The sequence below is a fragment of the Vibrio sp. V31_P5A7T61 genome (assembly GCF_009904895.1).
Taxonomy (GTDB): Bacteria; Pseudomonadota; Gammaproteobacteria; order Enterobacterales; family Vibrionaceae; genus Vibrio; species Vibrio metschnikovii.
Genome location: NZ_WXWI01000012.1, coordinates 45,576 through 57,538 on the forward strand (window position 1 = coordinate 45,576; position 11,963 = coordinate 57,538).

General features: G+C 45.4%; 12 protein-coding genes. 4 read left to right on the plus strand and 8 right to left on the minus strand.

The features are described 5' to 3' along the window. The first annotated feature begins 340 nt into the window (after positions 1 to 340). The gene (locus CAG58_RS01290) at positions 341 to 922 is read left to right on the plus strand and encodes an acyl-homoserine-lactone synthase (RefSeq protein ID WP_161426630.1); all 582 of its coding nucleotides are present in this window, start codon (positions 341 to 343) and stop codon (positions 920 to 922) included. A 2-nt stretch (positions 923 to 924) separates the two neighbouring features. Here the strand turns inward: CAG58_RS01290 and CAG58_RS01295 are convergent, their stop codons facing one another. From CAG58_RS01295 to CAG58_RS01305, 3 genes are all read right to left on the minus strand, one after another. Further along, entirely contained in the window at positions 925 to 1,647 is a 723-nt protein-coding gene (locus CAG58_RS01295) for a LuxR family transcriptional regulator (RefSeq protein ID WP_161426629.1), read from the minus strand. A gap of 239 nt (positions 1,648 to 1,886) precedes the next feature. Then, positions 1,887 to 2,651, minus strand: a complete 765-nt coding sequence (locus tag CAG58_RS01300) for a DeoR/GlpR family transcriptional regulator (RefSeq protein ID WP_154170756.1) — start codon at positions 2,649 to 2,651, stop codon at positions 1,887 to 1,889. Positions 2,652 to 2,825: 174 nt separating this feature from the next. Continuing rightward, positions 2,826 to 3,728 carry a DMT family transporter gene (locus CAG58_RS01305; protein WP_158137220.1) on the minus strand — a complete coding sequence of 301 codons (903 nt, stop codon included), beginning with the start codon at positions 3,726 to 3,728 and terminating at the stop codon, positions 2,826 to 2,828. A gap of 97 nt (positions 3,729 to 3,825) precedes the next feature. Between CAG58_RS01305 and CAG58_RS01310 the strand changes: the two genes are divergently transcribed. Then, on the plus strand, positions 3,826 to 4,617 hold the full coding sequence (locus CAG58_RS01310; RefSeq protein ID WP_161426628.1) for an AraC family transcriptional regulator: 792 nt from the start codon (positions 3,826 to 3,828) through the stop codon (positions 4,615 to 4,617). 124 nt (positions 4,618 to 4,741) lie between these two features. Here the strand turns inward: CAG58_RS01310 and CAG58_RS01315 are convergent, their stop codons facing one another. Continuing rightward, positions 4,742 to 5,674, minus strand: a complete 933-nt coding sequence (locus CAG58_RS01315; protein ID WP_161426627.1) for a M14 family metallopeptidase — start codon at positions 5,672 to 5,674, stop codon at positions 4,742 to 4,744. Positions 5,675 to 5,748: 74 nt separating this feature from the next. Next, positions 5,749 to 6,777, minus strand: a complete 1,029-nt coding sequence (gene pyrC / locus CAG58_RS01320) for a dihydroorotase (RefSeq protein WP_161426626.1) — start codon at positions 6,775 to 6,777, stop codon at positions 5,749 to 5,751. Between the two features lie 201 nt (positions 6,778 to 6,978). Between pyrC and CAG58_RS01325 the strand changes: the two genes are divergently transcribed. Further along, positions 6,979 to 8,802 (plus strand): hybrid-cluster NAD(P)-dependent oxidoreductase, encoded by a 1,824-nt coding sequence (locus CAG58_RS01325; RefSeq protein WP_161426625.1) that lies wholly within the window; start codon positions 6,979 to 6,981, stop codon positions 8,800 to 8,802. Positions 8,803 to 8,871: 69 nt separating this feature from the next. Here the strand turns inward: CAG58_RS01325 and CAG58_RS01330 are convergent, their stop codons facing one another. Beyond that, complete coding sequence (locus CAG58_RS01330; RefSeq protein WP_004396705.1) at positions 8,872 to 9,978, minus strand: 1-acyl-sn-glycerol-3-phosphate acyltransferase; 1,107 nt, start codon at positions 9,976 to 9,978, stop codon at positions 8,872 to 8,874. Between the two features lie 178 nt (positions 9,979 to 10,156). Between CAG58_RS01330 and CAG58_RS01335 the strand changes: the two genes are divergently transcribed. Then, positions 10,157 to 10,765, plus strand: coding sequence for an AraC family transcriptional regulator (locus CAG58_RS01335; protein WP_158137223.1), 609 nt, complete (start codon positions 10,157 to 10,159; stop codon positions 10,763 to 10,765). A 22-nt stretch (positions 10,766 to 10,787) separates the two neighbouring features. Here CAG58_RS01335 and CAG58_RS01340 read toward each other — a convergent pair whose 3' ends face one another. Together CAG58_RS01340 and CAG58_RS01345 are read right to left on the minus strand one after the other, a co-directional pair. Beyond that, positions 10,788 to 11,387 carry a hypothetical protein gene (locus CAG58_RS01340; RefSeq protein WP_161429604.1) on the minus strand — a complete coding sequence of 200 codons (600 nt, stop codon included), beginning with the start codon at positions 11,385 to 11,387 and terminating at the stop codon, positions 10,788 to 10,790. A gap of 127 nt (positions 11,388 to 11,514) precedes the next feature. Then, positions 11,515 to 11,814 (minus strand): YfcZ/YiiS family protein, encoded by a 300-nt coding sequence (locus tag CAG58_RS01345; protein WP_004396702.1) that lies wholly within the window; start codon positions 11,812 to 11,814, stop codon positions 11,515 to 11,517. Positions 11,815 to 11,963 lie beyond the last annotated feature (149 nt).

An 11,963-nucleotide genomic window follows, 5' to 3' on the forward strand; every position in this document is an offset into this window, starting at 1 on the left:
GGCTTTGTGAAGTTGTCGTTATGCAGATAAGGTAAATAGTTGATGCTCTGAGCGTTGTGATGCGCGTTTGGTTGCAATTCCATTCAGTGGAGTATCAATGGATCAACGGGATGCATCTCTCGTGTGCAATAAAAAACCCCTCAAAAAGAGGGGTTAGTTACACGGTACGAATTAAATTTTTTGAAGTATGTACCTAATCAATTTGCCAACTGATTGTTAGTAATTCAGCTGACCTGATCATAGAGCATCAAGGTGAGTGATGTAACTGTTCGATCGAACAGGTTTCTTGTGCGTCAAGTTTGTATAGCGTGATTTCTCCATTAACCAAAGGAGAAGTCTCATGGCCATTTCTATTTACAGTCATTCATTCACGACATTACCTGAGCAAGACTATGCTGCATTATTAGGCTTACGTTATAAGGTTTTTTATCAGCGTCTTAATTGGCAGTTAAAAACCGCAGGGGGCTTAGAAAGCGATGAGTATGATATACCCCAAGCGCATTACTTATATGCCAAGGGAGAACAGGGACAGATAGTGGGCTGTTGGCGAATTTTACCGACGACCTCGGATTATATGTTAAAAAACACTTTCCCAGAGTTACTTGGGGCGATGACTGCACCGCGAGATTCGCAGGTGTATGAATTGAGTCGTTTTGCTGTGGATAAGGAGTTCTCAGCACTGGCTGGCGGGGTGAGTAACGTAACGATGAAGATGTTTCAATCGCTTTATCATCATGCGCAACAGCAGCGTATTACGCGTTATGTAACCGTAACGTCGGTTGGTGTCGAAAAACTCATTCAACGCTTAGGGATCCCTTGTGAAAGGTTAGGCAATCAACAAGTGCATGTACTCGGGTCAACACGATCTGTGGCGTTATCTATCCCAATGAATGAGCGGTACCGAGAGAGTGTCGGCGCTTAACATTATAAATAAGGGTTAATATAACCGCCTAAAATCGCTTTAGTAATGGCTTGGTAGCGATTCGTCGCACCAAGCTTTTTACAAGCGTTAGAGAGATGAAATTTCACCGTTCGCTCTGAGGTATTAATAATTTGCGCAATTTCCCAAGCGCTTTTTCCCTCCGCTGCCCAACTTAAACATTGTCCTTCACGACAGGTTAACTCTGCTCTGGGCTTTGCCTCACGGTGGCAGCGGACAATATTGTCTATGTTTTGTGCCAATAAGGGGACAAGCAGTTGCGAGGCCTGAATAGCCGGAAGATTAAGGTCGTAATGACGTGTGTCTGAGGTCGCGAAACTGAGCATCCCGAATTCGCCTCTTAATCCGTGCACTGGAATCGAGAATCCCTCTTTTAAGCCATTAAGGCGAGCTTCTTCAAAAATGATCTGGCTATCTTGATGATGTGCGCGAATCTCCGACCAGCGGATCGGTAAAAAGTTAGTCATGCTGTAGCGAACAATCGGGTCAATCAACATAAATTGCGATTCGTCGTACTGTTGACGCCAAGCGAGAGGGTAATTATCGGCGATGAGGGTGTCGTTACTGGTTAATGTCGTCTGTAAAGAAAGGCCAAATAAAAAGTATTCGTGCTCAATGAGATGATTCATCTTAGCCAACGTAGATTGCAGAGCTTGAAAACTATCAATAAAAGGATTTTCTTGGAGCAGGCGCAGAATTTTTTGCATAAATGACCATTGACAACAAAGGCGCTAACTGAACTGATAATATACTTAAATAGAGATAATGTCCGCAATTATCCTTATGGTGTTATCCCTTTGTTACTGCTGTAGAGTTAATATTCGATTATCCTAATGACATCGTTTATCTGTGCATATCGCCATGGTGAGAGCCTATTTTGACTCTCACTCATTTTTCACTGATCCGCCATTCCCAGCTGTTGGCGATAACCGGACTGTTTAACCCCTTAGAGCGTAACTTGGATAGTCACTTCGTTTTCTTTGGCAAAATGTTCAATTTCCTTTGGCGGCGCTTGATCGGTGATGATCAGATCAATATCGGCGAGTGTGCCTAATTTGACCATAGCGTTACGTCCAAACTTGCTGTGATCAACGCCTAAATAGACGCAACGACTGTTTTCGATGATCGCGCGTTTGACTCGTACTTCATGATAATCGAAGTCGAGCAACGAACCATCGTAGTCGATACCACTGATCCCCAGAATACCGAAATCGAGCCGAAATTGAGAGATAAAGTCGAGAGTGGCTTCTCCGGTCACACCACCGTCTTTATTTCGCACTTCACCGCCTGCCAGAATAATATTGAAATCAGGCTTGCTCATCAAAATGGTCGCCACATTAATGTTGTTGGTGACAACGCGTAAGTGGTGGTGCTCTAACATCAAGGCGCGAGCAATCGCTTCCGGCGTGGTACCAATATCAATAAACAGCGTTGCACCATCGGGGATATGTTTGACTAAAGCCGCGGCGATTTTTTCTTTTTCCGCTTGCGAGGTTATCTGACGAGTATGATAGGAGGAGTTTTCCGAACTGGTGGCGATGGTGGCTCCGCCATGATTACGACGGAGTTGGTTAGCATCGGCTAATTCATTAAGATCGCGACGAATGGTTTGCGGGCTCACATTAAATCGTTCGACCAGTTCTTCCGTACTTACAAACCCTTGAGTTTGCACCAGTTCAATGATTTCTTGATGACGTTTAACCGCTTTCACAGGCCTATCCTTATACTTTGAAGTGCGCTAAGTGTACGGTTTAATGGACTAAATTCAATCAACGAGAGCAAATTATTCGTGTTTTTGGTTCGTTTTAAGCTTCGTTTCACACAAAACGAACATGAATATTGGTTCCATCGACCAACGTTCGTTGAGCGAACCGTTGGCTGTGGTTTATGGTGTTGAGGCTTTTTCTATCGGTTCTAAAGTCGAACGACGTCGAATGCGCACTTGGGATAAAATGACTCCGCTAATGACCATTAAACCGCCGATGAAGTGATACTGATGAATGTATTCCCCCAACAAGGTGGCAGCTAATGTCACCGCGACCACTGGCAATAAATTCATAAACATCGCCGATGAATCGGCACCAATGGCATCAATCGATTTTACCCACATCCATGGCGCAAGCAGTGAGGCGGCAATACCAGCGTAAGCGATGAGTGGCAATGACCCTTCGGTAGGCAGAAGTTGTTCGCTGGTCAACCATAATGGAATCAGCATGAATACGGCTAATACGCCTTGTAAGTAGATGATCGTCCAGCTACTTAGTGGCATCTTCCAGCGTTTGAGCAGTACGCAATACAAAGCATACACCAGCGCCGCCAAGACCATTAAACCGTCTCCGGGAGTGATCGATTGATGAAGGAAAAATAACACATCGCCTTGACCCAGCATTAATGCAAGACCGATCAATGACAGCAGACCTCCAGTAATACTCAAGCCAGAAATGCGTTTATTGAGTAAGGGTACGCTAATAAACACACTCAATAGCGGCACCAATGAGGTAATGAGTGACATATTTGAAGCGCTGGTGGTTAATCCCGCGTAATAGCCTAAAGATTGATTCAACACCATGCCCAGTAATGCTAGGCCAGCGAGCTTAGGCAAATAGGGTTGAATGATGTGACGCTGCCGAATAACGGTTGGTAAACAAAAAGGACTTAAGATCAGCATCGCGAGCAACCAGCGATAAAAGCTCATTGCGCTTGGCTCTATGGTACTGGCGGCCATCTTATTGATAATGGTGTTGCCACCCCAAATCAGCACGGTGAACAAAGGGAGAAAATAAATCATCGCTGCCTCAGAGTCGGTTATTGTTGGCTATAGTTTGACAGGTCTCTATGATTATATATATCTTTAAAAAGACACTTTGAGCGATAGGAAGACAAGTTTGAATCAACGCAGCAGAAACCTTCATCCCTCCCTGTCTATTGAGCAGGCTCCGTCAGCAGTATTCATGAATTTTGAGGCTTTTCTTTCTAATACGGAGACTCGAGAGCATAGCCATGCTTGGGGGCAAGTGCAGTTAATTTCCGGAGGTATTCTTGAGATGGAGGCAGAAGAAGTACGTTTTTTGGCTCCGCCCCATCTGGCTATTTGGGTACCCGCAGGGATCCGCCATAAAAGTTATAACCGACGTCCGTTAGCGTACTGTTCGTTAAATATTGCGACTGAAATGACCGAAGGTTTCCCACAAAAAACCAGTCTAATTAAAGTCACCCCGATTGTTTCGGCGATCATTGATGACTTTCGTCAGCGCTCAGTGAGTGTCGCAACCCGTCGTGAAGATCAGCGTTTAGTACAAGTGTTACTCGATCAATTAGCCACGCAGGAGACGCAGCACCATTTCCTGCCTTCTAGTCATCACAAATATTTGTCGCCGATACTCAAAGCGATTGAAGAACATCCAACCGATGAAACAACACTTTCGCAATGGGCACAGCGTATCCATACTACCGAGCGAACGTTAGCCCGTTATTGTCAGGCAGAATTAGGCATGAGTTTTACCGAATGGCGATTGCGAGTGCGTTATTTGCATTCGATGGAGTTATTGCGTCATGGGCAATCGGTCAAAGAAGTAGCATTAACCTTGGGCTACAATCAGGCCAGTCCGTTTATTAGTATGTTTAAAAAATACTCCGGACAAACGCCGGAGCAGTATAAGAACCGATTGCTGTCTTAAGCTTATCAAGCCAGTACTCGCTTCCGACTTGAAGTGGCAGCAGTGTTGGCTACGTTCGTTCACCCCAATCACATGATTTGCCTATGCTCATGGGTATTCACTCACTTGCCGCTTACCTGCAACTTCAAGTCGTTTGGGTATGAATAGTTTTTGGGTATAAATAGTTTAAAGCGCCCACGATCGCTGCCACTTGAGCCGCATTACAGTCGTCACTATTGACCCGTGGACTGTCTGGGTACACTTCGGTAGTTGAGCAGTACTGGCTATTTGTGACTGAAGCGCATAAGCCGAGTTCTTTTACTGGGTAAACAATCACCCCTTCTTGGATAACCGGTGAGCCAATAATTTCACCTTGTTGATCGGCGGGTGCGATGTGAGTGACTTGGCGTACCGACTCAATAATTGCAGCTTGAAAATCCAACTGCGGATTCTCGCTGTCTCCTACCGTATAAAAGCCATCAGGAATATGCCCCGGCTGATAATCGATACCATCGCGCGCCGCTAATGCGGGGCGAAATTCGTTTTCATCACTGTCGGTGGTTTCGTGCAAGTCAATATGGGCAAGTATCGCCGGTAGTTTGTCGACCAGCGCCATCAGGGAAGCCGACTCTTCTGCTGGACTGTTTGGATAAAAACAACGATTAGGATCTAACGCATTGGGGTTCCAGCGTTGAATCGTTTCGTACCCCCAAGGACTGACGCAAGGAACTACGACAATATTCATCTGTTCCGCGTAGCGGTAAGCCTGTTCGGTTAAAAATTGCAGAGCACCAAAAACACCACTGGTTTCATAACCATGTACTCCGCCAGTGACTAAAAGGGTTGGTTTATCTGCATGCCAAGGCTGAGTTTTAACACATAGCAGCGGATATCGCTCAGGGTCGTAAGACAGTGCGCCGTATTGCTCAACACAAAATTGCTCCGATAAAGCATTAATCGCCTCCACCACCGCTTGATAAGGGCACTGAATCTTAGTTTGTGCACGCCAAGCCTGACGTTCTTGTTCGGTCCATGGTTGACCGCGTGTGCCAATGGGGTAACGATAAGCAGTAGTCATGACTTTCCCTAATGAGAGTAAGAAAAGTCATGAGCTTAAGCGTTATAAGCGGGTACTGCAATTGGTGTCTCGGTTTATTTCACCGTCCAGTGAATAGATTCACCAGCTCGTATTGGAACGACCATGTTGTTGCCAAACGGCATCGTATTAGGCACGGACCAAGCTTGCTTAGTTAACATTACAGTATCTGTATTACGGGGTAAGCCATAAAAATCAGGCCCATTATGACTGGCAAATGCGGCGAGGTTTTCAAGCTTAGCTTGTTTCTCAAACACTTCGGCATACAGCTCAAGGGCGGCGTGCGCGGTGTATGATCCTGCGCAGCCACACGCGGACTCTTTTTGGCCTTGTGCATGGGGCGCGGAATCAGTGCCTAAAAAGAATTTTTTATTGCCAGAGGTGGCCGCGGCAACTAGGGCGTCTTGGTGGGTTGCTCGTTTGAGTATTGGTAAACAGTAGAAATGTGGACGAATGCCGCCGACCAACATGTGGTTACGATTGAACAGTAAATGATGTGCGGTGATCGTCGCGGCGACATTCTCCCCAGCTTGTTTGACAAAGGCGACGGCTTCTGCGGTCGTAATGTGTTCTAAGACAATTTTTAAGTTTGGGAAGTCGTTGACGATAGGCGCTAATACGGTCTCTAAAAAGGTCTTTTCGCGATCAAAAATATCGACATCCTGTGTCGTTACTTCGCCATGCACCAATAACAGTAATCCTTCTTGCTGCATCGCTTGTAGAACTGGGTAGATTTTTTTCGGGTCAGTGACACCAGAGTCAGAGTTGGTAGTCGCACCGGCTGGGTAAAGTTTCGCCGCTACAATCGCACCGGATGCTTTGGCTTTACGGATTTCATCAGGCGAAGTATTGTCGGTGAGATACAGAGTCATTAAGGGTTGAAAGTGAGCGCGAGGTTTAGCCGCTAAGATGCGTTCACGATAGGCAAGAGCCATATCAGTCGTGGTGACCGGTGGGACGGTGTTGGGCATGATCAGTGCACGTCCGTTATAGCGGCTAATGTCTCGAACGGTATCTTGTAAAACATCACCATCGCGTAGATGAACATGCCAGTCGTCGGGACGAGTCAGGGTAAAGGTTGTCATGAATTGCTCCCACCATGGAAAAGTTGAATGATTGGAGCCTAAACCATGTTCACGTACTTATGACGCAAACGCTTCCGTTTAGGCGACAGGATGATAGAGGAAAAGTGGTTTAATATCATCTTTTTCTTTGTTTTCGGCTTTTTATTTCCCTCGGTTTTCCGTTAGGCTTAGCGTCAATAAAAATACCAATAAGGAATCACCATGTCGGCTGTGCAGCTTTCACAAATTAGTATTTATCCGGTTAAATCGACGGCAGGGTTATCGCTATCTACCGCTTGGGTTGAAAAACAAGGGTTGATGTTTGATCGCCGTTTCATGGTTGCTTTGGCGGATGGCAGTATGGTAACGGCGCGAAAGTACCCAGCTATGGTGGCGATTCGCTCAGCATTAACCGCCGATGGATTGATTTTTACTGCGCCAGGTCGTGAGCCCTTAACGCTGCGTTATAGTACGTTTAAACGCCAAGTGGCGCAGGCTCAAGTCTGGGATGATAATTTTACCGCTTATACCACCACCGACGAAGCGGATGATTGGTTCAGTGCTGCGTTGGGTCAGCGGGTTGAATTACTCTTTACAGGTGAGCAGTCCAATCGAGTACGCGAGAAAGTCGGCAGCAATGTCAGCTTTGCTGATGGTTATCCCCTGTTATTAATTAGCCAAGCGTCGTTGGATGAGTTGAACCGCCGTAGCCCAGAGCGACATAGCATGACGCAATTTCGAACCAACTTGGTCGTTTCTGGCGGGGAGCCTTTCATCGAAGATAGCTGGAAGCGGATCAGAATTGGTCAGGTTGAATTTGAACTGGTCAAACCCTGTGAACGCTGTATTTTGACCACGGTTGATATGAGTACGGGGCAGTTTCGCCCCAGTACGGAACCGTTAAGAACCTTAGCTCAATTTCGTGCCAATCAACGCGGCGGCGTGTTTTTCGGTCAAAACTTGATTGCCAAAAATGAAGGAATGATCTCGGTTAATGATCCGATCGAAGTGTTGGAATACAAAGAAAAAGAGCACTACCTTGACCAAGGACAGCGCCACTATCAAATGCGTTGCGTTGAACGCGAGACCATCGCCAATAATTTTGTGACTTTTTGGTTAGAGCCACAACGCAGTGATTTCCCCGAGTATTTCCCCGGCCAACATTTACCGATTGAAGTGATTATTGACGGTAAAGTGCATCATCGTCGCTATACGCTTTCTTCAAGCCCTTCTCGGCCGGGGCGTTTAGCGATTTCCGTTAAGGCGATCGATGGTGGGCAAGTGTCTCATTGGTTATTGGAACATCTTCAGGTGGGGGAGAGTTTAGTCGCCCAATCTGTTGAGGGAAATTTTCATTTGCGCAATGAGCATTTATCTCAGCCGCTATTATTCTTGTCTGCGGGCAGTGGCATTACGCCGATGTTATCGATGTTGCGTTATTTAGCGGACCACCAAATGATGCAAGATATTGTATTTTATCACCAATGCCGTAGTGAAGCCGATATTCCCGCTCGTGATGAGCTAGACGCTTTACGCTCTGCTCATTCGGGCTTAACGCTGATGATCAGTTTGACTCAGCCTTCTATCGATTGGCCTGCTTTAAAAGGACGACTATCCTTATCTCATCTCAAAAAAATAGAGAATGTGATACAGAGGCAGGTTTTTGTCTGTGGGCCAGATGGATTTATGCAAAAAGCGAAAAACCTGTTGCTGAAGCTAGGTGTTCCAGAAACGGCTTATCACCAGGAGGTCTTTACGGTGACACCATCGGTTAATCGAGCGTATCAGCCCCTCACCATCACACTCGATGGAAAGGCGTTTCAAGGCGATAACCAGACCACGTTGCTTGAGCAAGCCGAGCGAGCGGGTTTAAAAGTGGCCAACAGTTGTCGAGCGGGTTTTTGTGGCGCTTGTAAAGTGACGGTGCAATCGGGTCGTGTTGAACAACCGGAGGCATTGGCTTTGCCCGATCATGAACGCCATCTTGGTAAAGTATTGGCGTGTTGCAGTGTTCCTGAAACCGATATTGAAGTAATAAGCTCATAAATCGGCGACAGGCCAAAAGAAAAAGCCACTCCTGAAATGTCAGGAGTGGCTCAATTAAGTGGGCAACAATTAAGCTTTATTGCGTACAGGATTGGCGTAACTGTCGAGCAAATAACGTTGAGCATCAACAGGGAGTTGAGCTAACTTCGCTTCCAGTTGCACTTTATGCTCATCCTGTATCTCCTCGTGGTCGACATTCGCCGCCAAGTAGTTGATTGGATAGAGACGATAATTAGCGTGAATTTGGCGATCAATTTCATCGGCTAAGGCTTCTGGAGTAGCAAAAGGCTCGCTAATTACGTCACCAAAGGCAACATGGATTCGTCCTTTTTCGCCAACAATCCCTTGAATAATGCTTTCAATATCTTCAAATTCGGCTTTTTGGTATTGGCCGTGAGTCGCTTTTTCATACAGTTCGCGTGCTTTGGCGACGTCGCAAGGGTCATTTTCATAAGCAATTGATACCGGTACAATATTAAGTGATTGCATATATTCAGCAAAATCAACTTTTTGTTTACGTCCTTCGACATGAAACATTTTTAAAATCGCCGCATCAGTAAAATCGTTACCATCTTTGGCCCGTCCTTCTTTCTGGGCGATCCAGATCGAGTTACCCGTCTCCAGCGAGTGCTTAATGTAGCCTGATAGCGTACCGAGCATCTTCATCATTTCGCGCGGTCCTTTAGCAGAACGTTGCACGATAAAGCTTTTATTCAGACGCATTAATTCCGTGGCACAGGGTTTCTTCAATAAGTTATCGCCAATCGCAATGCGTACCGTTCGATGACCGCTTTTATGCAGACCATAATTAACTAACGCAGGATCCATGGCGATATCGCGATGATTAGAGATAAAAAGGTAAGAGCGATTTTTATCTAATTGATCAAGCCCACTATAAGTAACGCCATTGGTGGTATGTTCCAAGGTTTGATCGAGATATTTCTTTACCTCTAGCTGAATGGCTTCAACCGAAGTCAGTTTGGCCCACTTAAATTTCAAATAGATTTTTACGATAGGGCTCAATAGTGGTCTGAGCCAAGCAGGTTGGTGAGCAAAACGGTGCTGCAAAATCGCCGAGATAAATTCTTCATCATTGATTAAACGGTCAAGCGCCGCAGGAATTTCATCGTCATTATAAGGACGTATATCTAAATAAGGATCGTTGGTTGAGGTCATAGTATTGTACATCAAATAAAAAGCTCGCCTATTCTACGCATACTCTGAGTGACTCGCAGCTATCATAAGCACATAATTTACAAGGTCAGACCAGAATCAGTCTGATAAGGTTCAGTTCAGTTGGCTTTTTTATCAAGAAGCGTTACTCTTAGCGCCCTTAAAATGCATGAGGCCAACCATGAACTACGCGATTCAATCTGAAACTTGTACTTTTCCTTATTTGCAAGTGACGGCGCGAAAACGAACGAGTAAGCATAGCTTAATCCAAGTGAATCACGGTTTAGTCTTATTTCGACTTGGCAAACATGAATACGCCATAGAAGCCCACCAAGCATTATGGATTCCCATCGATTGCTTGTGTGCATTAACTTTTTTTCCGAATACTCAAATCACACGAGTGGATTTTTCAGTCCGCCTGCGCTGTCCGTTTCCTTCGCAGGCTGGAACGATTAAACACAATGACTTGAGCAGCAGTATTTTACAACGCTTACAACAGCCTGTCTCTACAACTCCAGTGTATCCTCATTTATTGCAAGTGCTGAAGTATGAAGTACAAAACTTTGAACCCAAACTCAAACTCACCGGTTTAAGTCAAGTATTGAGTCAATGGACGCCAGACAGCCATCTTGGGATCAGTAAAGAGTATCATTTGGCATTATTGGTGCGTGAGGCACGAAAGCGCCGTCTGTCAGGGGTAAAAGAAGCGCTAGTCATTGAGACCCTGTTTGCCAGTCAAGTTGAACAGTATCAACAACTGTGTCAATTGATTTTAGGTGAGATGCCTTAATTCATTTCAGCTAAGCTAATTCTTATCGGGCGACGGCTCCGCCTAAGGTAAGATTGGTCGGCCATTGTTGAATCTGATTCCCTCCTAAAAAGATGTTGCCATTGACCGTCATGGTGTCTGGAAAACGGGTGATCTGGGAACCGCCAATATACAGATCACCTTGAACGACCAAGCCTTCTGGAAGTTCGGCTAGTGGGGTTCTGACGACGCTTAAATCTCCCTTAACGACCAACCTTGGCGGTAGCTGCTCAAGCGGGGTATCGGTCAAATTGATGTACCCTCCGACATTAACGCCAGCAGGCCAACGGGTGATTTGTGAGCCGAGTAGATTCGCATAACCACGAATAAAGGTTCCGCGAGGGATACGTTGCAGTTGGCTATTACTCGCTTCCAAACTGCCTTCTACGCGAAGTTGAGGAGGCAGACTTTTAATCGAGGTTTGCGCAATATTAAGGTTGCCTTTGACTTCAAGGCCATTAGGCAATTCAGTATAAGGTTTATTGCGTAAATTGAGGTTACCATAATTATCCAAATGGTTGAGTATTTTATAATAATCAAGAGGGATGGCGAGCAAAGGCAGTGCGCATAGTAAGCTCAATACACCCAGTAACCAGCGCCGCATGGCTGACATCCTTGTATTGGTGACCACGGTAAAAGTATCGGTCTAATGCTGCGGATTTTCAATGAATGGTTGTACCTTTGTATTGCTGCGGGTATCAGGCGAGCGAGTGATCGCTCACCTGAGCACTTTAGCGGAATAATGAACGCGACTTAAGCTCAAAAATCAACTTTTCCGCACTGACTTCAAACTTGAATTGAGCATGCAGTTTATTGGCTTCTTGAGTAGGAAGAATTTGATATTCAACGTTGGCACACACTTGTTGAGCGAGTTGTAGGTATTTATCAAACTCTTGTTGAAGTAAATCTTGTTCGGTCGCAAAAATGGTGACTTCGGCAACTTCGTCACCTTCTTTAATGATAAATCCCATTTCTCCGGCAACACCACAGGCTTCACATACTTCATCTTCTACGTAGCATTGATTGGTCATCTCATTATCCTCTTATAAAAACTAAGGCTATTTTAGCCTGCTATGATGTCGCTTACCACTTAATATCCGCTTGCGATGGAATTGGTTAATGTTGATATCAGTTGAAGTGGTTATCTGGGCATAATCTAGATAAATCAATTATTCATACT